The 24,302-nt window shown below is 47.9% G+C and carries 15 protein-coding genes and 1 pseudogene; 7 read left to right on the top strand and 9 right to left on the bottom strand.

Annotated elements, in window-relative coordinates:
* Position 1: 1 nt before the first annotated feature.
* The 8 genes from GON05_RS25080 to GON05_RS25045 form a co-directional block, all read right to left on the bottom strand.
* Positions 2-1,684: a DUF11 domain-containing protein gene (locus tag GON05_RS25080; protein ID WP_157322903.1), complete on the bottom strand. Its 1,683-nt coding sequence runs from the start codon at positions 1,682-1,684 to the stop codon at positions 2-4.
* On the bottom strand, positions 1,681-8,391 hold the full coding sequence (locus GON05_RS25075) for a DUF7507 domain-containing protein (RefSeq protein ID WP_458351858.1): 6,711 nt from the start codon (positions 8,389-8,391) through the stop codon (positions 1,681-1,683). The genes GON05_RS25080 and GON05_RS25075 overlap by 4 nt, the downstream gene beginning before the upstream one ends.
* A gap of 148 nt (positions 8,392-8,539) precedes the next feature.
* A complete protein-coding gene (locus GON05_RS25070) occupies positions 8,540-9,295 on the bottom strand; it encodes a class I SAM-dependent methyltransferase (protein WP_157322902.1) in 756 nt (251 codons plus the stop codon).
* 156 nt (positions 9,296-9,451) lie between these two features.
* Positions 9,452-10,327, bottom strand: coding sequence for a carbohydrate ABC transporter permease (locus GON05_RS25065; protein ID WP_181646707.1), 876 nt, complete (start codon positions 10,325-10,327; stop codon positions 9,452-9,454).
* A gap of 16 nt (positions 10,328-10,343) precedes the next feature.
* Positions 10,344-11,273, bottom strand: a complete 930-nt coding sequence (locus GON05_RS25060) for an ABC transporter permease (protein ID WP_157322898.1) — start codon at positions 11,271-11,273, stop codon at positions 10,344-10,346.
* A 70-nt stretch (positions 11,274-11,343) separates the two neighbouring features.
* On the bottom strand, positions 11,344-12,996 hold the full coding sequence (locus GON05_RS25055) for a type 2 periplasmic-binding domain-containing protein (protein ID WP_127457454.1): 1,653 nt from the start codon (positions 12,994-12,996) through the stop codon (positions 11,344-11,346).
* A 260-nt stretch (positions 12,997-13,256) separates the two neighbouring features.
* Positions 13,257-15,626, bottom strand: a complete 2,370-nt coding sequence (locus GON05_RS25050; RefSeq protein ID WP_157322896.1) for an AraC family transcriptional regulator — start codon at positions 15,624-15,626, stop codon at positions 13,257-13,259.
* A gap of 160 nt (positions 15,627-15,786) precedes the next feature.
* Complete coding sequence (locus GON05_RS25045; protein ID WP_157322894.1) at positions 15,787-17,052, bottom strand: MFS transporter; 1,266 nt, start codon at positions 17,050-17,052, stop codon at positions 15,787-15,789.
* Between the two features lie 155 nt (positions 17,053-17,207).
* Between GON05_RS25045 and GON05_RS25040 the strand changes: the two genes are divergently transcribed.
* The 7 genes and pseudogenes from GON05_RS25040 to GON05_RS25010 all read left to right on the top strand — a co-directional run bounded on the left by GON05_RS25040 (position 17,208) and on the right by GON05_RS25010 (position 22,396).
* Positions 17,208-17,441, top strand: coding sequence for a cold-inducible protein YdjO-related protein (locus GON05_RS25040; protein WP_127457457.1), 234 nt, complete (start codon positions 17,208-17,210; stop codon positions 17,439-17,441).
* A 120-nt stretch (positions 17,442-17,561) separates the two neighbouring features.
* A complete protein-coding gene (locus tag GON05_RS25035; protein ID WP_157322892.1) occupies positions 17,562-18,005 on the top strand; it encodes a DUF2663 family protein in 444 nt (147 codons plus the stop codon).
* 864 nt (positions 18,006-18,869) lie between these two features.
* Positions 18,870-19,206: pseudogene (locus GON05_RS25030) on the top strand (PadR family transcriptional regulator).
* 13 nt (positions 19,207-19,219) lie between these two features.
* Positions 19,220-20,086, top strand: coding sequence for a pentapeptide repeat-containing protein (locus GON05_RS25025; protein ID WP_157322890.1), 867 nt, complete (start codon positions 19,220-19,222; stop codon positions 20,084-20,086).
* Positions 20,087-20,113: 27 nt separating this feature from the next.
* On the top strand, positions 20,114-20,875 hold the full coding sequence (locus tag GON05_RS25020) for an ABC transporter ATP-binding protein (RefSeq protein ID WP_246239465.1): 762 nt from the start codon (positions 20,114-20,116) through the stop codon (positions 20,873-20,875).
* A 1-nt stretch (position 20,876) separates the two neighbouring features.
* Positions 20,877-21,644 (top strand): ABC transporter permease, encoded by a 768-nt coding sequence (locus tag GON05_RS25015; protein WP_157322886.1) that lies wholly within the window; start codon positions 20,877-20,879, stop codon positions 21,642-21,644.
* A 131-nt stretch (positions 21,645-21,775) separates the two neighbouring features.
* Positions 21,776-22,396 carry a carbohydrate-binding family 9-like protein gene (locus GON05_RS25010; protein WP_157322884.1) on the top strand — a complete coding sequence of 207 codons (621 nt, stop codon included), beginning with the start codon at positions 21,776-21,778 and terminating at the stop codon, positions 22,394-22,396.
* Positions 22,397-22,662: 266 nt separating this feature from the next.
* On the opposite strand, the gene GON05_RS25005 is transcribed toward GON05_RS25010, so the two are convergent.
* Positions 22,663-23,862, bottom strand: coding sequence for an ornithine--oxo-acid transaminase (locus tag GON05_RS25005; protein ID WP_157322882.1), 1,200 nt, complete (start codon positions 23,860-23,862; stop codon positions 22,663-22,665).
* Between the last annotated feature and the right edge of the window lie 440 nt (positions 23,863-24,302).

The raw sequence follows: 24,302 nt of genomic DNA, 5'->3' as shown, positions 1-24,302 counted from the left end.
TTTATTCTTCCGCCTCCTCGATTCGAATAACAACTTCATTGGACAATGCCGTTCCCGTATGAACCGGGTCATTTACTTGATACACATATTTGGCAGATGCTCTTAGCGAAATGCGTTTGGCATTCGGTCTATGAACTACTGTCGCAGAATAGGTGATTTCGGATGTGGCTTGAGGCAGGATGACTCCAAGCGATAAAGGCTGAGATGAACTCAGGATTTGGTTCATGGGAGTGCCATTGATTCGCAGGGTACCGGCGTTCAACGTAGTCAAGGGAGAAATCCAATCGTGAAGAAACACGCTGCCTGCAGCAAGATTGCCTGAATTGGATACTTGGATCCTGTAATGGACCGTGGATTCAGGCTCGGCAATTAAAGGATTTGCAAAGATTACGATGGTTACAATCGGCCGCAGCAATTCGACACTTACCGTATTGGACAGCACATGATCGGAGACAACTCGATCATCCGGCAGACGGAAATTAAATAACACGTCGGTATGGCTGGTTAGCTCGGTCTGTTCGGCGGAAATTGCAACGGCGTTGACCGTAACTTGGAATGTGACTGCCATTTGGTTTTTTGCCGGCAATTGTCCGACATAAACAGAGCTGGATAACAGTGAATTGCCATAAGGAGTTCCATTCACTGTCAAGCTTCCCAGTACGTAGGAACTGCCCTCAGGGATGAAGTCGGACAGCCAAATTTCGGCCGCAATGTTGCCTTTGTTTGCAACGATTAAGGAGTAGGTCAAGGTATCGCCCAGAGTAGCCTTTGGCTGCAGGACGGACTCGACAACCGAAATCGCAGGATCGTAAACCTCCAATGAAATAGAGTTGGATGTCATTTTTTGCTTGTGGTCTCTGAGGTGTAAGACAAGCTCCGCGTCATTCACGATGCGTCCCGATGAGGGGGCATGAGTAACGGTGACTTGGAACTGTAGAGAAAGGGTCTCATGCGCGGGCAGTTCGCTCAGTGAAATGCCATCCGCGGGATTTGCCGACGGGTAGGAAGTATGCCCGATTTTTACGCTGCCTGCAACGAAACGAACGCTGGTTGGCAGTCGATCTATAAAAAGCATTTTGTTAATCGTATAGCTTCCTTCATTTTTGATGGTGAATAGAAAGGTGACTGTATCGCCGACAAAAGTATAAGGTTTATCCGCGTGTTTCTTAAAGCTGATTTTCGTTTCCTCGAAAGGAATGATGACGGTATTTGATTTTGAGCTCCCTGTTGCTGATCTACCTCCTGCTGTATGGAAGGTATAGGTTGCTGTTGCTTGATTTTTTAGTTGTGAAGATGGATGAAGTATAACCACTTGGAAGTTTACTTCTATGTGCTGGCCGATATGAATGGTCCCCACATAGATGCCCTTGTCGGGTTTGGCCATGGGCATGGGAACGCCATCCACGATGACACTGTTAGGAACTAGCGAAGTCCCGTCCGGCATGGTGTCAAAAAGGGTAACTTGTGCATCCAAGTTACCCTTATTGGCTATTGTCAAGGTGTAAGTCACGACTTGACCGAGCACGGCTTCAGAAGTATTCGCCCTTTTTCGAATCGTAATGACAGGACCAACCACTGGGGTATCTACGGTGTTGGAATAGGCGTGGCTAGTCAAATTACCTGAACTGAAACGGACGACAGATTGATTAATTAAATGTTTGGGAGGTTGGGATTCGGCCGTCATACGACCGTCACCTCGAAAGTAACGGTAACAGATGCTCCTGCAGCAATGGTGTTGAGTGGAACGCCAGTACTTGGATTTTGGCCTGGTCTAGCGCTGCCATTCACCGTTACACTATCTGTGACAAATACAGTTCCAGTTGGGATTGGATCCGTTAGAACAACATTATTGACTGCTTCTATACCGTTATTGGTGACAATTACTGTGTACGTAATCGTATCGCCAACGATTGCGTCAATTACATCGGAGCTTTTCACTACTGAAACGTTTGGTGAGGATACTGGAATCACGAGCGTGTTGGAAGCAACGGAACCTGACAGTACCCGACCATCTGGCGGCGAATAGGTGTAATTGGCGGTTGCTGTGTTCACTAATTGCTGTGGAGACGGCAAGGATTCTACGGTGACGGCCAACGATATTTTCACAGTAATCGTATCGCCCGGAGGAATTGTTCCAGCATTGATACCGGTAGCTGGATTAGCGCCAGGCTGAAGTTGACCGTCGACAATTACGCTATTAGGGACAAATTCGGCTCCTGCCGGAATGGTGTCGAAGACAGTTGCAACCGCAGGCAGATTCCCGGAATTGTGAAGCGTAAGCGTGTAAACGACCGTATCGCCGACAGTAGCATTGGTTGTATTTGCGCTCTTGATGACAGCGATAATCGGCTGATAGACCGGCACGATGACGGTGTTGGAGAAGGCGGATGCGGCAAAGGCGCCGCTCGTAAAGCTGACGGACGATTGATTCGTAAGGAGTCCAGATGTCGGCAAGGTGTTAACGGTGACTTTGAAAGAAACGGCAACGGATATGCCTGGCTGAATTGTGCCAAGCGATATGCCTTTGGTTGGATCAGCGGTGAGTGCCGGAGTGCCATCGATCGTAACGCTGCCTGGAACGAAGCTTGTGGAACTAGGAAGCTGATCAAAGAATTGAACACTGTTGATGGCCGCAATGCCGTTATTGCTCACGTTAGCGAAATAAGTGATCGTATCCCCGACTACGGCATCAGTAGCGGTTGTCAATTTCCCAACCGTGACATTCGGAGCGGATACCGGGATGGTTACGGTATTGGAATTCGTTGAGCCTGTAATCACCCTGCCATCTGGCGGACTAAAGCTGAAGTTCGCCGTAGCTGTATTCGTTAGTACTTGCGGATTCGGCAGCGAAGTAATGACAACAGCAAAGGTTACCGTGTTAGTAACACCGGGTTGTGCAGTGAATGGAATGCCTGTAGTAGGGTCAGCTCCTGGCTGGGTGATTCCGTTAAGTACAACAGAGTTCTGTTGGAAAGTAGCGCCACTAGGAATTGGATCGACTAAGTTGACGCTAGCTGCATAGTTGCCAGTATTACTGACATTTACCGTATAAATAATGAGATCGCCAATTGTGGCATTGGTGGAGTTCGCCGATTTGGCTGCAGCAAGAATTGGTTGATAAACCGGTGTTGTAATGGTGTTGGAGAAAGCAACCGCCGAAAGGGCGCCGGAGGTAAAGCTGACGATACCTTGGTTGCTTAACTGTGCTGGATTAGGCAGAGCAACGACTCTGACATTGAACGTGATGGTAACCGTTCCGCCTGCCGCGATGGTACCAAGCGCAATCCCGGATATTGGATTTGGCGGCACAGGTGGTGTTGGCGCTCCGACAATAACGACGCTGCCTGGAATAAACGCTAAACCGGATGGGATCGGATCCGAGAAAACAACATTGTTAACCGGCGCAATCCCGTTATTCGTAATGACAATTGTATAAGGAAGAATATCACCTACGACGGCATCCGTTACGGTTGTGCTCTTCGTCACTTTGACGTCAGGCGAAGATACGGAAATCGTGACGGTATTCGACGTGGCGGAACGGTTGAACGGTCGGCCGTCCGGCAGAGTGAACGAATAAGCAGCCGTTCCGGTGTTGGATAGCACCTGTGGATTTGGTAGGCTGTCGATTACGACTGAAAAAGAGACAGGAATCGTGGCACCTGGCTGTACGGAACCGATATCAATCCCAGTTGAAGGATCTGCTCCCGGAGCGGGCGTCGTTCCAACGAACACGCTGTTTGGTTGAAAGGAGGTGCCGGCTGGGATTGTATCTGTCAGGATGGCTGAAGCTGCATAGTTACCTGTGTTAGAAACATTCAACGTGTATACGATGGTGTCCCCGACCGTTGCATTCGAAGTGCTTCCGGCTTTTAGAACACCAATGACAGGTTGGTAAACAGGTGTTGTTATCGGATTCGAGAAGGTTGTGCTTGAGAGCGCGCCTGATGTGAAAGTTACGGCAGATTGGTTCGTTAATTGTGCTGGAGTCGGCACAGAGGTAACGAGCACGTTGAAAAGCACCGTGACCGTTGCTCCGACCGCAATCGTGCCTAACTGAACGCCTGTGGCCGGGTTCGGAGGAACAACCGGCGGAGGAGCGCCAATGATGACCACACTGCCAGGAACAAATGTGCCCCCTGCAGGAATTTGATCCGTGAATATGACATTGTTGACAGGGGCGATCCCGCTATTCATGATGGACGTGCTGTACGTAATGGTATCGCCTATGGTTAAAGCCGTAGAAGTCGTGCTTTTCGATACGGTTACGTTTGGCGAAGAAACAGGGAACGTAACGGTATTTGATGTAACCGAACGAGTGATGATACGGCCATCCGGCGGGGTGAACGTGTATGTAGCCGTAGCAATGTTGCTGATTGTTTGCGGGCTGGGCAAAGTTTCAATTAAGACCGAAAAGGTTACTGTCTTAAAGGTACCTGGCGCGATGGAACCGGCATTAATCCCTGCAACGGGATCTGAGCCCGGCTGAGGCATCCCATCGACTTGCGCACTATTCGCTACATAAGAGGTTCCAGCAGGAATCGTATCGGTGACAATAACATTCCCTGCCAGGTTGCCTGTGTTGGACACAACGATGCTGTATAGAACCGTGTCGCCGACAGTTGCGCTGGTCGTGTTGGCTGTCTTAACAGCCGTGATATTCGGTTGGGTAACGGGAGTTATGACATCGTTGGAGGATGATGAGCCTGAGAAGGTTCCCGATGTGAAGCTGACCGAAGATTGGTTAATGATTTGTGGTGTTGGCATTGTGATTTTCACCTCAAAAGTCACGGTAGCCGGGCTGTTAGGCGCCAGGGTACCGATTGGAATACCGGTCGACGGATTGGCATTCGGCAGCGATGTGCCGTTCACCTTGACGCTTCCGGGAATAAATGAAGTGCTCGGATCGGCAATGCTCGTAAGTATTACATTGTTGACGTTCTCGATGCCTTGATTGGTAATGACGATGGTATAGGTGACGGTATCTCCTTGTACGGCAGAGCTGACATTGCTGGTGGTCATCACTTTCACGTCAGGAGCTGAAACAGGTATGGTTACTGTGTTTGAAAGACCGGAACCAGAGAGCGTTCGGCCATCTGAGAGTGTAAAGGTGTAGGAGGCGCTCGCCTGATCGACCAATTGCTGCGGAGTCGGCAGGGAAGTTACCGTCGCTTCAAATGTAACGGTTTTTTTTGCACCCACATCAAGCGTGCCGAGCGGAATACCGCTCACAGGATCAACGCCTGGCAGAGGGGCGTCATTGATGATAACGCTATTCACGATAAACGTCGTGCCTGCGGGAATGTTATCCGTTAACGTCACATTGGCAGGAGAACTGCCGCTATTGCCCACCTCCAATTTGTAAACGACAATATCGCCGAGAACGGCCAGCGTCAGGTTGGAGCTTTTGACAATGGATAAGATGGGCTGCTGAATTTGCGTGATGACGCTGTTCGAGAAAGCCGCTCCGGAGAAAACGCCGGAGTTAAAGCTTACACTGGCATGATTCTCAGCCTGCGCTGGCGTGGGAACCGAAGTGACAGTTGCCCGGAAAATAACCTGTGTGGTGGCGCCGGCCGCAATGTTACCCACCGAGAAGCCGGTATTCGGGTCCGCTGAAGATCTTGGCACACCGTCTATCGTCACGCTTCCGGCTTGGAACGTAACCCCGGCCGGCAGAGAATCCTGCAGGGTGACGCTGCTTACTTGAACAACGCTGCTGTTCGTAATGTTGAGCGTGTAAATCAGTGTTTCACCGAGTGCTGCATACGCTAGATTAACGGATTTGGTTACGGCAACATTGGGGGCGGATACGGGAATATCCGTCGTATTTGACACGGCACTGCCATTTAGCGTGCGTCCGTCCGGCGGTTGGTACGTGTAATTTGCCGTTGCTTGATTTTGAAGTCTTGGCGGAGACGGCAGGTTCTGCACGACGACTTGAAACTTGATTTCACTTGTGCCGGAAGGCGGAATAGATCCTACCGGAATGCCAAGCGCAGGATTAGCGCTTGGACTGGAAACGCCATTTATTGTAACACTGCCTATCACAAACGTCGTGGATGGCGAGATGGTATCCACGACCGTTGGTTGAACAGCGATATTACCTTGATTGCGAACCAGAAGCGTGTAGGTCAGCGTTGCCCCAACGGTGACATTTGTGCTATTCACACTCTTGGTCACAGAGACAACAGCTTGAAACACGGGTGTCGTAATCGTATTCGTTAAGGTTGTTCCGGTAAAAGTGCCGGAGCTGTAAGAGATAGAAGCTTGGTTGCTCAATTGACCAGAAGCGGGTAAAGAAACGACATTGACCTGGAAGGTGACGGTCACGGAGTTGCCTGCCGTTATGGTACCTACGGCGATGCCGCCGCCAGGGACTGCACTTGGCCTCGAACTTCCTCCAACGACGACAGTGCCGGTTACAAATGTCGCGCCTTGGGGAATGGCATCCGTGAGAATGACATTCGTCACACTTTCTACCCCTGAATTCGTAATCACCGTACTGTATGTAAAGGTATCTCCGACAACCGCATCGACAACATTAACACTTTTGACAGCCCCGACGCTTGGCAAACGGACGGGAATGGTCACGGTATTGGAGCCGGCGGTTCCCGAGATCGTGCGACCGTCAGGCGGTTGAAACGTGTATGTACTATTCGCTGTATTCACGAGCTGCGGCGGAGACGGTAGGGAATTAATCAGTACATCAAAGGTGACCGTTGACGTGCCGCCGGCTGCTACAGTGCCAATGTTTACACCTGTGACCGGATTGGCGCCAGGAACTGTGACTCCGTTAACTTTGAAGCTGTTCGTAACGAAAGATGTTCCCGCCGGTATGTTATCGGTAACGGTCATGACGGCACTTCTATTCCCGGTATTCGCAATCTGCAGGGTATAGGTTACCGTGCTCCCGACAGAACCGTTCGCCGTACTTGCGGATTTCACAATCGCAATCTTCGGTGAATAAACGGTTGTTGACACCGTATTTGATGGAATGACCCCTGAAATCACATTACCGCCTGCAACGCTTTGGAAAGTGAAGGCGGCATTCGCCGTATTCGCCAGCGATTGTGGATCCGGGAGACTTGTGACCGTAGCTCTATAAGATACGGTGATAGATGAGCCGAAGGCCAGGGAGCCAAGGGGCGCACCTGTTGTAATATCGTAGGTTGGCTGTGATACGCCTGCTACGATGACACTGCCTGGCACGAAGGTTGAACCGGCTGGCAAGGCATCGGACAATACGATGCTGGCGGCGCTGGCCGTCCCTGAGTTGGTGGTCGTTACCGTGTAGGTGATGGTATCGCCTACGACCGCACCGGTTACATTGGCGCTTTTGGTCACACTAATTTTGGGTGCGTTAATATCAACTTGAATGGCGTTTGCATTGACAACATATGCATCCCCGGAGGTTGTTAATTGCAGGATGGCGGAGGATTGATTGTTCGTTAACCGTGCGGAGACATCAACGTTCGTAATGTCCCAGCCTTGGCGGCCTCCGCTAATGTTCGATCCGGGAGCTCCGTTGATTTGGTTGAGTGAGCCGAACGTCCCTGTGGTGTTAAGCTGTCCTGCATCGTTATTGATCTGGGAAGCAAAAAAGTTAGCGGCAAAGTTATTGGGTCCGGATAACGCGACGAGTGATGCCGTTGTAGGCCCGAATAACGCCTGATCGCCCGTACGGTTAGCATCACCTTCCTGAGCACTGAACAGCGCTCTACCGCCTAATGTCCCTGTTACCGGTGTAGCAAATCCGGTAATGGTCGTGTTCACAGGAGGAGAGGTAGACTGTACGAGTACGGCACCGACGCGCAAAGACATGTTTCGGAAAGGGAGGCTCGTATTCTGGTAGATAACGGCGAGTGTCCAACCGCAATGGTTCGCTGTCGGATCGCCGGTAATGACAATCGTACCAGGCACGCTTCCTACGGTGTAAGTACCGCCCATCCCTTGCTGCACCTGATTCGTGACATTGGCTGTGCGCACATAGCCGAATGCACCACTGCCCAAGTTAAACTCATTTTTCGTTGCATTATCAGGCGTGATGCTAAACGTTGCTGCAGGTGTCGTAAACGAAACCGGATTGTTGATCACAGCGCTCAGATCAACAGTGCCGTTAATATAAGATCCGCCCCAGATCAGCTCTGCATAAAGCACGGTACTTCCGGCAGGGATTGTGAGAATGGCAGCTGAGTTGTTCGAGGTGTAGAGATTGGTCGTACCTGCGGGATACGTTCCGAATTTCAGCGCGGTATTCACCGTTGTGAAAGCACCGATGCTGTCTTGTGTTCCCGGTTGGCCTGCCGTATCGGAGCGACTTAAGCCAAGTGTGTTTCCGGTGAACGTGATCGCGCCAGTCGCGTTGAGTGTGGACCTGACGACGAGAGCTATGATCGTCACCCCCTAGATTTTGAACGTTCGTTAGATAGCTGAAGGAAGTTCGCTGTGGTGGTTGGTGAATTTAGGCCGATGGTTACATGGTATGATGCGAATTAGAAAACATGATCAGAAAATATAAAGTTTTATTATGATGTCAAATTTAGAGGGGCTTCTTTTTGGGGCTGCGGGGGATGGTTTTGGTTGATTTAACAGGCTTATGGACATAGAAGTCCGGAGCTGGAGGATTAAACGGCATAGGTGTTTCCGGTGCGGCGGATTCCACAACTATAGTCGGGGCAGGCTGTCTTAACGCTTCGGCCCACTGAGGTTCACGGTATTGCTGATTGCACATCCATAGCCATTCGTCGGCAGAGAGCTCTTTTTTGACAACAACGAATTGATACATAATCTCACTCACGACATTCGGCTGAAGCTGGAGCAACAAGTCCAATTCATCCTGATCATACAGCGGGGGGCTAAAGGGAGATTCATAAAAAAACTCCATCTTCAACAGCCGGAAATCAAATGGCACAGAACTGCCAGTATAGCTGGGGACATTGGGGCTGAGGGGACTGCCTGGGGGCTGTTGGAAATGATTGGTGAAATAACGAGGCGTATATTCATCAAATTTTTGCTTAAGATGGGGATTGGACATATGGCGAAAATGATGGGCGTACGGAGATAAGATACAGACGATCGCTTTGTGGACACAAATCCGGTACAGCTCGGACATGACAGCCAGGAGATCGTTTACATAAGGCAGACTGCGGCTGGCCATGACAAATTCAACGGAATGATTGGGCAGCGGAATTCCGTCATTGATATCGCAAACCATGTCCACTTCCGGGCCGCCAACACGATCAATTCCAAAAAAATGCCTATGTTTATGCTCGCCGCATCCCAGATCAACTTTCATGTAGGCCTCTCCTCTCAAATGAGCACTGCTGTCCTATAGTGTATGGCCAAGTTTTACACAAGAAACTGCTGTTGCCTAAAGCTTTCAAAAAGTAAACGAAAAAACAAAAACGCCGCACTCTACGAAGTAGGTGAACGGCGCATAAGTACAGTGATTTTACCCTTTGACAGCGCCAATCATGACGCCTTTGACGAAATACTTTTGCACGAATGGATACAGAATAAGAATGGGCACGGAAGCTACCATGATCGTTGCATATTTGATCGTTTCCCCAATTTGAAATTGATCGGCTGCATTGGCACCGGTTGACATGGAGTCGGTGTTATTCGAAATTAGAATTTCCCTTAACGTGAGCTGAAGCGGATACAGGTCTCGATCCTTCAGGAAGATGGAGGCATAGAACCAGCCATTCCATTTCTCAACGGCATAATAGAGAATCATAACAGCAATAACCGGCATGGAGAGCGGGATAATAATGCGGAATAAAATGACGAAGTGATTGGCCCCGTCCATTTTCGCAGATTCCTCAAGGCTTTCAGGTACGGCCATGAAGGCTGTACGCATGATGATCAAATTGAAAGTGTTAACGGCAAAAGGTAGAATCGTAGCCCACAAGGAGTCGATTAAGCCCACGCCTTTGACCACCAAGTAGAGCGGAATGAGACCGCCGCTGAAAAACATCGTAACGACAACGATGAAGATAAACACATTGTTCCACATCACATTTTTACGCGAAAGCACATACGCCCCTAAGGACGTAACGATGAGGTTGGTAATGACCCCGAATACGAGGATAAAAAGTGTGTTTTGGTAACCTTTGAGAATAGCAGGGTTTTTAAATACGCTTTTGTAAGCTTCAATGCTGAAACCTAAAGGCTTGAACAAAAACCCTTTGTGGGTAATCAACTGCCCTGCATCACTGATGGAAGCGAAGGTGACGTAGAGAAGTGGATACAACGTAATAACAACGAGTAAAAGCAATACAATGTGGTTGACCGTAGTAAATACTTTGTCTGAGTAGCTGGTTTTCACTTCAGTCCCTCCTTCCTCACCATAAGCTGCTTTGACTGACTTTTTTACTGATTTTATTTGCTGCAATGAGTAAAGCCAGATTGATGACGGAATTGAACAAACCGACCGCTGAGCTGTAGCTCCAGCCGAATTCAATTAATCCTTTTCGATAAACGAAGGAGGAAATGACATCAGCCGTATCGTACGTGCTGGGGTTATACAGCAAAATAATTTTCTCGAAACCAACGTTTAGTAGATTCCCCATGCGCAGAATGAACATGATCGCGATGGTCGGTAGAATACCCGGGAGGGTAATATGCCAAATCTGCTTGATTTTGTTGGCCCCGTCCATTTTCGCCGCTTCATACTGCTCCTGATCAATTCCCATGAGAGCCGCTAAATAAATGATAGACTCCCATCCGATTTTCTGCCAAATTTCCGATAAAATATAGATCGTCCGAAACATCTCAGGCTTCTGCAGCATCGCCGTATCACTGGCGCCAAAGTGCGTCAGAAAGTTATTAATTAAGCCGCCATTATTCGTAAAATCTTTGATCATCCCGGCGATTACGATGAGGGAGATGAAATAAGGCATGTACGTAACGGTTTGTACGAAACGCTGAAACCTTTTATTCGCCAACTCATTGATCAGAATCGCCAAAATAATAGGTGCAGGAAACTCAAAACATAAAGAGTAAAGTGAGATAATAACCGTGTTTTTGAGAATTCGCCAGAAATAATAGGAACTGAAGAAATCATTGAAGTGCTGGAAGCCGACCCATGAGCTGCCCAAAATACCTTTAATCGGGGTGTACTCTTTAAAAGCGATCAGAGCTCCATACATCGGCGCATAATGGAAGACAATGTAGTAGGCCAGCACGGGAACCATCATCAGGTACAAATATTTGTTGAGCAAAAAATCACGCTTGAAACGTACTTGGAACGTTGCTTGTCCTGCTTTGCGCATGAAATCTCTCCTTTCGCCGCGAAGTTCTAGTAAAGCAGGGAGGGCGATTGCCCTCCCCCTGGCCTGTTATCTATCTTTTGTTGAAACGATCCAAGGATGCTTTCTTGATTTCAAGCGCACGGCTCAGTTTAACAGACTTGAATTTCTCTTGGTATTTGTCAAAGGAATCGACAGGCTCAGTGCCCAGAATGATTTTAAGCGTCATTTCATCAACTAACGTGTTGACGTCAGTCATGATTTTGGCCAACTCTGTACTTTCTTCCGGTGTAGCCGTGACTGGCGGCAGTTTGTGTTTATCTACATCTGTTTTTTGCCAAGTTGTAACGGCATCGCGTTGCGTTTGCAATGCCAAATACTGCTCGATGTAACGTTTATCTTGAACGAATGGACCATTGTAGTTACCGCGTACATACAAGGACAGAGCCTGTGCCGGTGCTAATTTATCCGGATTTTTCATGAGCAAGTCCGTATATTTCGGGTATCCATTTTCCATTTTGTAGGAAACGCCTTCGGTGCCGAAGTTGAAGTAATTATGACCTTCTTCGGAGTAACCATAGTCAAGAAGCTTAGCAGCCGTCTCAATATTTTTGGAAGAAGCTGTGATCGCAACCATGCCGCCTGGCGAGAAGGATGGATCTTTCTGGCCGTACATCGCGATATCGCCTTTTTTGAGTACCGGATATGGCGCTGCAACGAGCACGCCTTTCGGATCTTTCGCCGTAATCAGCGGCTGCCATTTACCGATACCGCCGCCTGCATTATTGACGGTAACGCCAGTTGCGCCGGAAGCCATATTCGCATCCAAAGCTTTGCCGTCCGCTGTTGCGAAGTTCTTATCAATCAAACCTTCTTCATACCATTTGTGCATGGTAGCCAAGAAGTCTTTGTAGCCTTTTTCAGCCGGACCAAATTTAATCGTGCCATTGTCAATATAGAAATCACGCGTCACGCCATAAGCACCTGCGAAAGCACCGTTTCCTAACTCATTAAACGGTCTAGGCACACTGACAACGGAGAAGGCAGCTGTAGCGCCTTTCTTCTCTTTGAAGGCTTTCAATGTCGTATACCAATCGTCAATCGTCTCTGGAATCGGCAGACCTAGTTCATCGAGCCAGTCTTTGCGGATAATCGGACCTTGATAGACACGCAAGTAATCATCGCCGCGAATGAACGGGAAGGAATAGTAGCTGCCGTTATCGGTTTTTACTTGTTTGTCGATCTCAGGATGTTCTTTGAGATATTTCTTCAAGTTAGGTGCAAATTTATCAATCGTATCATTCAATTTCAAAATGTAGCCGTCTTTGATCGCTTTTTCAGGACCGCCAGGGAACGCCCCTTGCCAGTCAAATTCGATCATATCTGGAAGATCGCCTGATGCTAACAAAACGTTCAATGCTTGCGAAGCTTGGTTGGTAGGAGGTGCAAGGAACTTTAATGGAACACCGGTCTTTTTCTGCCATTCTTGGAAGAAGGGAATGTCAGCGTGAGCCGCTTTAACCCCTGTCACGTTGCCGGGCAGTTCGCCCCAGTACGTCAGAGTCTTATCTGTTTTGAGCGGGTACGAAGCAGGGGCGGCAGCCGCAGGAGCGGTTGTTCCTCCGGCAGTCGCTTTCGGACTAGCGTCTGTACTCGGCGTGTTCGATGAAGAACAAGCGACAGTCAGGCTTCCCATTAACGTTGTTGCAACAAGCACGGTGAACATTTTTTTTCTGTTTTTTTGCATAGATTGACCTCCTAAGAGTAACTAAGTTTTTCGCCAGACAACCTGGCTTCGCAGACGCTACTTCATTTTGTGCAAATGTACGAGGTGCTCTCTGTCACACCTTTACTATATGATAACGCTTACAATACAGCCATCTGCAAATTGTCCAATTGCTTCTCGAATTGTTGTAGCATGCTCTACAAAATATCCAATCGGGTCTTCAAAATAGCCAAAATAGGCCTATAAAAAGGAGCGGACAGCCCATTGGCTGCCCAAAACATCTATTTTTCAATCAGTTCTTTGTATTTTCCCGGCGTGATACCTTCGACTTTTTTGAATACACGGATAAAGGCATTAATATCGTTGAACCCCACTCCGTTCGCGGCATCGCCGACCGATTGCTCTTGGCTCTTCAGAAGCTGCTTGGATTTGTCGATCCTGACTTTATTGATGCGATCCAGGAGACCTTCTCCCACATAATCTTTGAAGAGCTTCGACAAGTAAGTGGCTTTGCGGTCAAAATGGCTGCCGATCATGGTCACATTCAAGTTGGCATCGGAGTAATTATTTTCGATATAAACAGAAATTTCTTCGACCAGCTCCTGCAAGGCTTTTTGCCGCGTTTGCGAGATGGCTACCTGCCGTTTGGCCGCTGTATATGTGCAGATTTGCTCTAGCATTTCATTCAAATACAGATTCATTTCCGGGACGGTTATGCTGTTTAAAAGCCGGTCGACCAGCTTGGGATTGCGGATGAAGAAGCTTTCCTGAATGTCTCCGGTTTCACTAATGCTCTTCATCATGGTCGTAACCAAGCCTAACATTAGGCATTTGGTTAAGGAGACGGAAATCCCGCGGATTTCAAAATTTTTGTTCATAATCTCGGCAAGAATGCTCTTCGCTTCTTCCAATTCACCCGATTTCACGGCGTACAGGAACTGTTGTTCAATTTGCGGTGGGTAATAGTAGCCGGAAACCGGCTCACAGGCACGGTTAGCTTGCAAATCATCATAAGCGAGAATTTCATGTCCGCCCATGACCAGCTTGTAGGCCATAGAATCCAGCGCTTCCAAGAAAGCTTGAGGCACATTTGAAATTTTCTCATGTATGCTGCTGATCGATATCGTCAAATGAATGTTATAGGTCGTTGAGAGGAAAAGTTGGGTTTCTTTGGCGATGCGCAGCAGTTCCTCCTTACCGTTAGCATCTTCTTCCGACGTTAAATTGACTAAGCAGGCAATCGAATCGTCAATCTCCGTGGCATAGCCGCGATGTCGCTTGGATGTCAGCTCTTCCACAACATTCATAATAATGAAATGCAGCAGCTTCCACTTATCCTCATCGGACGTATGGGTAATCCGTTCGAAGAACGGCGCGCTTTGATCAACAACAAACAGCATAACGGCAAAGTCTTTACGATCCAGCTTCATATCAAAAGTCGTCAGGGCTTCGGCAATCGGCATGTGCCGGTCCAGCTTTCCTTTTAATAGCTTTTCAAGGAAATGAGAGCGGACCATGTGCCGCTGCTGTTCCATTTTGCTTTTGAAATCAGCCATCTCAAGCAAGGTGCTGTCGACTGCTTCCTGGATGAAATGAAACTCGTTATAGCGCTGGCCTGAGGCAAGGGTCATTTTTTTGGAAAATGCATGGACAAGGCGCCGGACGGGATTATAGTTGCGCCGTAAAAAGAAGAAAGTTAGAATGCCGCCGCCAAGCAGCGAAATCGCCATACTCATATACGTCAAATTGCGGATGTGAGCAGCCTTTTGCCAATAAATCGTACTCGGCATGATGGATACATATTTTAATTTGGAAATAGGGGACTGAATGTTAAAAACCTCATATTTCTCATGATCAGAGCCGGAGAAATAGAAGTTTGGCGTGTTTATTAATTTGTCGTATGGGAAATCGCTGGGAAGCGCATGGGCCGAATTGGAAGCCAGAATCTGATTCTCATTATTCAATATAAAGACGTGGCCTTTATTGAAAATCTCCATATTTTGAATAGCGCCAAGAATGCGAGACTGATCGACCATGATGACGTTCGTAGCAAGCGGCTGATTGTGTTCCATCGGGTAGGTGCTGATATAGGCCACCGTTTTGCGCAGCATGTTATCGTCACCGATTCGGGTCATGGGAATAAACCCTTTGAAGTTGGGACGAGTCATAATTTCTTGCCAAGATGCAAAAGAAAATTCATCGCTCATATGCAAGGTTTGATAGGCAAAAGCGCTTGGTCTGACCGTAGTTGGGAGAATAACGGATTGATCCTTATACAAATAGACATAGAAAGAGTCAATCAGCGGATAGGAGGTTTTGTACATCGATAGATTACGTGCGATTTGAGAAATATCATAGCGATATTCTTTGGGAAAGGCTTCATATTTATTCGAGTAGAGCAGCTCCTGCATGTTCACATTCCAAGTGATCTCAAAATTGAGCTGTTCCATCGCTTTGAATTGGTTATCCATGACTTCACGAACCTGCTTCAATAGGGAATCATTGGCTTGTTGAATTTCATCCTTCAACGTTTTATTGGATTCCACATACACAAGTAAACCGATGACGACAGGTAAAAGGAGAATAACAATATAGGAGATCATCCACGTTAAGACAATACTTTGTCCATTAAAGATGATTTTATTCTTCATACTAGCAATCTCCTCACAATCAAAATCGGAATAGAAAACGAGTTCAATGCGATTCTATGAATGCGCTCTCATTTCATTGTATTTCCTTTCCATCGCTGAAGTCAACGATAGAAAAGAACCAATTTTTATCCGTGATCTATGCGAAACTTTTTCTCTTCCTTTACTGAGACTCTTCAACCGGTTTGAACCGATTTTTCCCGAAAAAGAAATAAAAGAAATAAGAGATCACCACGTAAACGACGGCTGTAATACAAAAGGCATAAGCGTAACCGTAATAGGCGCCATGGCGGAATACCAGGCCTGTACTAATCGGAGCCGCCAAGAACCAACCTAAGTTGAAAACCGCTTCTCCGGAAGATGAGGCTAGTCCGCGGAGCGAGCGGTCGACGTAGCTCATTTTGACCGAGTTGTAAAAAGGGTTCGCCGCGTTCATCAAAGCCTGTCGGAACAAATAACCGCCGGAGGATAAGTAGAAATTAGCGGAGAAAGCCGTCAGGAGGAGAAATGGGATGGAACAGAGCTGCAAATACACAACGGACCTGACTTCCCCGAATCTCTTCACAATCATTGGACCAATAAGGAAGGCAATTGCCGTTGCTCCTTGTCCTAAGGCAACAACAATGCCGATTGCAGACTTGGAAGCTTCAAATCGATCCTCGAAATATACATTCAAGTACGGGACAATCATTCCCCCGCCGATCGCGGACAGCAAGCCGAGCACGCAGAAGATGCCGATGACTTGAAGAGAAGATTTGTGTGAGTGCCACGAACGCTTCCAATTGAGCGGTTCCCTCCGCGGCTGAATTTCCTGCTCGCTTTTTTCGAACAAAGCCACAGGGATGATGCCAAGCGCAGCGAACACAACGCCAAGTAATAATGTGAAACGTAAACTTAAAATTTCCTCTAAACCGATGACGAATTGAAAAAAGTCACATAACAGGCCGCCGAGCGCGATACCTACAACATTGGCAATCATCACAAGGGCCATATTGAAACTGAACAAATGCACACGCTGCTGTGGCGTGGAATTGTTAGCCATAAAAGGCAGAATGGTCGCCGAAACAACGGCAAGTGCCATGCCTCCGAAGAAGGATGAAACGAGCATGCCTGCTTCAACCTCGAATAAAGAGCGCACCGTCAATGCGATAATGGTGAAAACAAGACCAAACGTAATGACGCGCTTCGGTCCGAATCGGTCATTCATAATACCTGCGGGAATAAGAATGATGGCTGCTGCCAGTGAAGTCATGCCTACGATGCTGCCGACAGTCGTTTGCTCATAGCCAAGACTTTTGACATACAGGTTATAAACGAGTCCGAACATACCCAAACCTAAATTCCAAACAAAGTTGAAGCAAAAGAACAGCAAAATATTTCGGCTGTATCCCTGAAACTGAGACTTCCATTCTTGTAGCAAATTCGTCATGCGAGATTCCTGCCTTCATTGTGTGTCTAATTTGTAGCTGCTTTACCCATTCTACCATCGGTAAATAATTTTGAACACGGGAAAGACTTGATATTAAATTGGATCTGTATAATAATAAGTAGTCTAATCTACGAAACAGGGAGAACATGCTGAAAATGTCTACATCAACGAGTACCGTTACGGAAGAACAGAAACCAGAAGTCGAACAGATTGAAATTTGGAAATGTAAAGAGGCAGATTGTAAAGCATGGGTTCGCAAAGAATTCGTTACGGAAGCTTTACCAAGCTGCCCGCTCTGCAAAAATCCGATGATCCGCAGCTATAAGCACGTGCCTGTAACTGCAAAAAAAGGAAACAAAAAATTCCTGGTAGGGAAAAAACGTTTCTAAAACACGAATATTCAAGACCAAAGCATCTTCGACAACGCTCTTAGAGTGATGCTTTCGGTCTTTTTTTCTTGCAAGATTAACGGTGAACAAGCATACGATGGTTAGTGAGGGGGAATGCGGATGAAGCAGCCTGATCTAAATCTAAGTAATGATACCTTAGTGTTGATAGAAAAACTGAAAAAGAGAAAGAAAGAATGGGACAGACTGAAGAAGACGCAATGGATATTCCTCATTGTAACTGCCGCGTTGCTGTTATATTTCACAATATCCTTCTATCATAAGGTTTTATTAGTTTCGGGTGGTAATGCTATGGTCATTCTTGATTTGCTTGTTTCGGACAAAAGATTATCGGCTTCCCTGCTGGCTTTGATCAGTTTTTTCATGTTTACAAGAAATCTAGTGAAGCAAAAAGAGAAAGCCAAAACGAAATACGAGAACATCCGAATGGAAACTGTGGATCGACTTGATGCTGATTGGTTGCTTGACGTTAAGTCGGAAGCGCGTGATCAGATTTCTAGTTATCTGGATAAAGAGTATGATATAAATATTGCTTATAAAAGTTGATTTGGTCTTGAAAGGGAGCAGTATTCTCGAGAAATTGGGAATGCTGCTTTTTTGTTGTTAGGGCGCTGCCAAAGTGATAACTGCTTACGCTATGGATGTTCGTTGGGGGAGCAGCTGGGACTCCCACGGTTAAACAAGGCGCGGAGGATGAGGGGATGTAGAGACGGACGGCTGTGCAGCAAAGTCGAAGGCATATGTTTGACGACCGTCATGCGACGCCACACCGCACGCTGGGAGCTGGGCCGGAGCTGGGAGCTACGAGCTACGTTCTACGTTGCATTATATACAACGTAATGGTGTGGTCAGACCGCGATTGCGGTCTTTCGTTGCATATAATACAACCAATTGTTGCAAAAGATGTGATGTAAGCGGTTTAAACGCACCAATCGTTGTATTAAGTGCAATATAGGAGGCGAAGTGAGGCCATATACGGCCAAATGGTTGCACAAAATACAACATAGGTTGTCACAGTCGCAATTCGGACCTCACCGCAAAAAATTTGCAGGTATCGCTTGGACGGTTCCTCCCTGCAGTTCCTCAAGGTGGCCTGCTAGCCAACTTACCTCTCGTATGAGGTTACACCCTCCGCCAAATGTCTCAGTAACGCTGAATTTTTAGCAGCGTTACGTGTTCCCACCCCCAAAATTCGCTCCTACTGGGCTCTTAACAAGCTAAACTACGGAGGGGAAATTAACTCCTCCAACGATTCCTTTCTCCCCAACGCAGAACTACAGGGCTCTATTTCATCGAAATAGGCCTTTTTTCATGTTTGCATGAAATTATCCTAGGCAAGGTATTTAATTTAAAATAGTACCTTGACAGTCATAGTAGTATGCTTTATTATGCAGATATGGAGGTGATGACATGAGCGAGAACAAGATCACATCCGACCTGTTTCGCGGACATACGGATACGATGATTTTAAGGCTCTTGTCTGAAGCTGATCGCTACGGTTATGAGGTTGTTAAGCTGATAACCGAGCGCCGAGCGCTCAGGGGGCGAATACGAACTTAAGGAAGCGACGATGTACTCTAGTTTTCGCCGGCTCGAGGCCGACTTGGATATCGAGTGGTATTGGGGCGATGAAACGCAAGGCGGAAGTCGCAAGTACTTCAGGATTACGGAAAAGGGCAAAGCAACTTATGTCCGCAACTTCAACAACTGGGAATATGCCAAACGCGTGTTAGAAAATTTATTATAAGGAGATTGATACGATGAATACGAAATTGACGAACTATTTGAACGGTGTTTTCACGCCATACGATGGGGTAAAAAGCGTTAATGAATTAAAGGCGGACCTGCACTCGGATTTGCAGGAACGCTACAGAGAACTGAAAGCAGCTGGTAAGGACGATGAAACCGCATTAAAGATGACAATCGAGAGTATCGGAGATATCGAGGAAACGATCTTGGAGGTTGCCAATCTCTCTCGTTCATTGGAACGGCAAGTGCTGATTAACTTCAGCGCAAGCAATTTGGCTAATAGCGACTTTGCAGGCGTTACGGCCCACAAAGGACAGTTCAAAGGCAGTGCGTTGCGCGGTTCTGACTTTGCAGGGGCGGATTTGACAGGCAGCACGTTTAAAAGCAGCGACGTAAGAGAAGCCAATTTTGACCGCGCAAACCTGACGGACTGCAGCTTATCCACACTTGACCTGACAAATGCAAGCTTCCGTAACGCGATCCTTGTTCGAACCAATTTCAGCAAGTCGGGACTTGAAGGAGCCCATTTTACAGGATCAAGATTGACCGACGTGACGTTAACGATGACCGATCTTAGAAAAACCGTTTTTGAAGGTTGTTCATTTGATGGGGTTGATTTCAAGTACACGGATCTGACTGGACAATGTTTTGATGGGCAGACGTTTATCAGCGTTAAATTTGACAAAGCAGCCTTAAACGGTGTTTCGTTCAGAAACGCAACACTCAAAAATGTGTCTTTCTTATCGGGATTCACCTTGTCTAAGAAGTATTACAGGGCTATCCAAAGCATCATCTTTGACGGCGCCACGATGGATAAACTGACTTATGCCGCGCTTAAAGGGATGGAAGCCAATTTGTCAAAAGTGACAGTCATTTAAAGGAAGGGAGGGATTCTGATGCAGACCATGCATAGCAAACCCATTCAAGTAAAAGGATTGACGAAATCCTATAAGGAACATCAAGTGCTGAAGGGTGTAGATTTTGAGGTGGAAAAGGGCAGCATATTCGCCCTCCTTGGCTCCAACGGCGCCGGCAAAACAACGGTGGTCAAAATCCTTACGACACTGCTCAAACCGGATGGCGGATCCGTCGCCGTTGGCGGACTCGATGTCGCATCAAAACCAGATCGTGTACGGCAGGTGATCAGTTTGACCGGGCAGTTTGCCGCGGTGGATGAAATTTTGACGGGCCGTGAAAATCTGATCATGATTGCGAAGCTGCGATATCTCAAGGATCCGCGACAGGTTGCGGATGACTTGCTCAGGCGCTTCGGCCTGACCGACGCGGCTGACCGCAGAGTGGCTACTTATTCCGGGGGGATGCGACGCAGGCTGGATATTGCCTTAAGCCTTGTGGGAAAACCCCAGATCATTTTCCTTGATGAACCAACCACAGGGCTTGATCCCGAAGCGCGCATCGAAGTTTGGAAAATCGTTAAGGAGCTTGCGGATGGTGGCACGACAGTACTCCTCACCACGCAGTATTTGGAGGAGGCTGAGCAGCTAGCTGATCGAATTGCCATTTTGCATGAGGGCAAGATTATCGCCAGTGGCACACTCTCGGATCTCAAAAAGCTATTCCCATCCACTAAGGTGGAATATGTGGAGAAGCAGCCGACACTTGAGGAGATTTTCCTGGCTATCGTCGGCAAAAAGGAGGAGAAGTAAAATGGAGACGGTAAAAAATCATTTTTTCAGCGATATCAGCGTCATGCTGGGACGCTCCATGCGCCATATTTTCCGCAGCATGGACACGATCGTCACGGTGACCATTATGCCGATCGCGATGATGCTGCTGTTCGTTTATGTGTTAGGCGGTGCCATTCAAACTGGAACGGATAACTATGTGAATTACCTTTTGCCCGGTATCTTATTAATTGCTATTGCCAGCGGGGTGTCCTACACGGCTTACCGATTATTTATCGATGTGCAGCGGGGCATCTTCGAGAGGTTTCACACCATGCCGATTGCCCGCTCCACCTTACTGTGGGGGCATGTCATAACTTCGCTGGTATCCAACGCGATCTCCGTTGTCGTCATCCTTCTCGTCTCGCTGCTTATGGGCTTTCGTTCCTCTGCCGGCTTACTGCCGTGGCTTGCCGTTGCCGGGATACTCGCCCTCTTTACGTTGGCCTTAACTTGGGTCGCAGCAATAGCTGGCCTGTCCGCAAAAAGCGTCGATGGCGCCAGCGCCTTCTCCTATCCGATTATCTTCCTGCCGTTCATCAGCTCGGCTTTTGTACCAACCGAGTCCATGCCGACCATCGTTCGTATCTTCGCAGAAAATCAACCCGTGACCTCGATTGTAGAAGCTATCCGCGCTTTGTTGTCAGGCCAGCCTTTGAATAATGATATATGGATTGCGCTTGCGTGGTGCGTCGGAATTATGCTAGTGGCCTATATTTTTGCCATGAGGGTTTATAAAAAGAGGATATGAACAATTTTACCGCCGATAGGCGGTTTTATTTTGTTAATGGCACACTCTCACACTTTTACCTATTGGCATCGATGTAAGAAGATATTAATATTGGTTACAAAGATAAATAGCAAAGTGAGGAACAAGCCGGAATGAGATACGAATGCCAATACATAGCTGATGAAAAAATACGTATTCCTTGGGATAAAATTACCCCGGAGAGGCTGTACGATGTTGTAACCGGAGCCACGCCTCGTTTGGAAACGCAGTTTCGGGCATGCTGGACTGAGGAGGCCTTGCATGTCCGGTTTGAGTGTGAGGACGATCATACTGTGGCGACGATGGAACGCCGTGATGATCCGATCTATGAGGAGGACGTCGTGGAAGTGTTCCTTGACCCCATGGGTACGGGCAAAGTTTACTACGAATTCGAACTGAGCCCGCGGGGCGTTGAATTCGATGCGTTGATTCACAACAACCTTGACGGGAATAAAAAAGTGGATGTGGCTTGGGACGCTAAGGGCTTACGTACGTCTGTCTCCGATGGGGCAGAGGGCTGGAAGCATTACGAGCTGCGAATTCCTTTTGCCGATTTAAGGGAGGGGCAGGAGCAAGCGCAAGTTCCGCGGCATGGTGCCGAGTGGGGCTGGAATGTATACCGGATCGATGACGATACGGAAGGCACGCGGCATTATTGGGCCTGGTCTCCGACCGGTGCAGTCAATTTCCATATTCCGCAGCGTTTTGGGACGCTCGTGTTTGTGAAAAAATAACAAAAGCTCCGACTTCTCTTACGGGAAGCGGAGCTTTTTATTTAGCAGAACTATTGGCCGCTATATAACAAGAATTGCGGCTATTGGCAGCTATGCGGGAACTGTGGTCCGCTATTCCAGCATCATGGGCTGGAAAGAGGCCAATTCGAGTCAATTAAGACCGTGTAGTTCCGCTTCACACGAAAAATTGGCTAAATTCGCTCCAATAACGCCCTGTAGTTCCACAATGGTTGATTTCCTCGACGATAATCAGCTTCAGTTTAAGCTTAAGCGCCAGTCAGCACATCATGCACATGCTGCCAAGCCCAATCCAGCTCCTCCCGCGTAATGGTTAACGGAGGAGCAAAGCGAATAATGTGCTCGTGTGTCTCCTTGCACAACAGTCCCTTCTCCTTCAGCTGTTCGCAGAAGGGGCGGGCCGGGACCTTAAGGTCAATACCAATGAACAGCCCGCGTCCGCGAATCTCCGCGATCAGCGGCGATTGAATTTCCTGAAGCCGCTTCAGGAAATAAGCCCCAAGCTCATCCGAGCGCTCTGCGAGCCGCTCGTCTTCGATCACTTCCAGCGCCGCGATCGCGACGGCGCAGCCGAGCGGGTTCCCACCGAAGGTGGAGCCGTGGGACCCGGGCTCGAACACCTCAAGGACCTCCCGATCTCCGGCTACGGCCGAGATCGGAAAGACACCGCCGCCGAGGGCTTTGCCCATGATGTACAGGTTCGGCGTGACGCCTTCCCAGTCCGTGGCGAAGCGGCGGCCCGTACGGCCGAATCCGGTCTGGATTTCGTCCGCGACGAAAAGCACGCGATTCGCTTGGCATAGCTCATAACATTCCCGCAGGTAACCGTCCTGCGGGATCACGATGCCGGCTTCGCCCTGAATCGGCTCGAACAAAAACCCGGCTGTATGCGGTCCGATGGCCGCCCGAAGCGCCTCCACATCCCCGTAAGGGATGATGCGGAAGCCCGGCGTGAAAGGCCCGAAGCCGCGCTTGTACTCCGGCGATGACGAGAAGGAAGTGACCGTCACCGTGCGCCCATGGAAATTCCCTTCACAGACGATAATTTCCGCTTGATCTTCCGGAATCCCTTTGACGTCGTAGCCCCAGCGGCGGATCGCTTTGACCGCCGTTTCGACCGCTTCGGCACCGGTGTTCATCGGCAAAACCATCGGTTTATTAGTGTAATTCGCTAATTTTTCATAAAAAGTTCCGAGTGTTTCGCTGTGAAAAGCTCTTGAAGTCAAGGTGACCTTCTCAGCTTGTTCATGGAGCGCTTTCAAGATATGGGGATGACGATGCCCTTGATTCAAAGCTGAGTATGCGCTAAGCATATCCATGAAGCGGTTGCCGGCTGGATCCTCGACCCACACGCCTTCCGCTTTGGAAATGACGATAGGCAGTGGATGGTAATTATGGGCTCCGTACTTTTCTGTCTTTTCAATGATCAAAGAACTTTTTGTGTCCATAAGTATTCCTCCTTGGAGTGCAACCTGGCCAAACGTGTTTTGATACTTGTATTGTCGCATAATGCGAGCTTGTAATCTATTGTATTCTTCTGGTTATAACGTTGCTCATGTACGGGCATAAGTCTAAGATCGTTCAATATTCGGGCAGCGTATTTTCTGGGAATGTCCTTGCATCGGCCGCCTGCGAGCATATATTAGTAGAGAAAGGTAATATTATTTGAAGAATACTAAAACATTTCGAATTATGAAAATGCTTTCATTTTCGCATAAATTTATTACAAGGCGTGTCAGATATTGCAGGAATATGAGCAGGAAGGCGCGAATAGTTCTGATAACCACTTTACATTACGGTGGTCAATTAAAATCATCCCCTGATGGATGCTGTTAGAGCACCTACTTCGCGAACGAGCAGTTACTTTAATGAAAAAGGAACGGTGTGT

This window comes from Paenibacillus anseongensis, assembly GCF_009757995.1.
In the GTDB taxonomy this organism is placed as follows: domain Bacteria; phylum Bacillota; class Bacilli; order Paenibacillales; family NBRC-103111; genus Paenibacillus_E; species Paenibacillus_E chondroitinus.
The sequence above is the reverse complement of the archived record's forward strand: the minus strand, read 5'-3'. Positions and strand labels throughout refer to the sequence as shown.

Excerpts from the sequence above, each read along its gene's own strand:
- GON05_RS25070 (WP_157322902.1), bottom strand. The coding sequence starts at position 9,295 with ATGAAAGTTGATCTGGGATGCGGCGAGCATAAACATAGGCATTTTTTT.
- GON05_RS25040 (WP_127457457.1), top strand. The coding sequence starts at position 17,208 with ATGTCTACATCAACGAGTACCGTTACGGAAGAACAGAAACCAGAAGTC.
- GON05_RS25005 (WP_157322882.1), bottom strand. The coding sequence starts at position 23,862 with ATGGACACAAAAAGTTCTTTGATCATTGAAAAGACAGAAAAGTACGGA.
- GON05_RS25015 (WP_157322886.1), top strand. The coding sequence starts at position 20,877 with ATGGAGACGGTAAAAAATCATTTTTTCAGCGATATCAGCGTCATGCTG.
- GON05_RS25035 (WP_157322892.1), top strand. The coding sequence starts at position 17,562 with ATGAAGCAGCCTGATCTAAATCTAAGTAATGATACCTTAGTGTTGATA.
- GON05_RS25025 (WP_157322890.1), top strand. The coding sequence starts at position 19,220 with ATGAATACGAAATTGACGAACTATTTGAACGGTGTTTTCACGCCATAC.
- GON05_RS25050 (WP_157322896.1), bottom strand. The coding sequence starts at position 15,626 with ATGAAGAATAAAATCATCTTTAATGGACAAAGTATTGTCTTAACGTGG.
- GON05_RS25060 (WP_157322898.1), bottom strand. The coding sequence starts at position 11,273 with ATGCGCAAAGCAGGACAAGCAACGTTCCAAGTACGTTTCAAGCGTGAT.
- GON05_RS25080 (WP_157322903.1), bottom strand. The coding sequence starts at position 1,684 with ATGACGGCCGAATCCCAACCTCCCAAACATTTAATTAATCAATCTGTC.
- GON05_RS25010 (WP_157322884.1), top strand. The coding sequence starts at position 21,776 with ATGAGATACGAATGCCAATACATAGCTGATGAAAAAATACGTATTCCT.
- GON05_RS25055 (WP_127457454.1), bottom strand. The coding sequence starts at position 12,996 with ATGCAAAAAAACAGAAAAAAAATGTTCACCGTGCTTGTTGCAACAACG.
- GON05_RS25020 (WP_246239465.1), top strand. The coding sequence starts at position 20,114 with ATGCATAGCAAACCCATTCAAGTAAAAGGATTGACGAAATCCTATAAG.
- GON05_RS25045 (WP_157322894.1), bottom strand. The coding sequence starts at position 17,052 with ATGACGAATTTGCTACAAGAATGGAAGTCTCAGTTTCAGGGATACAGC.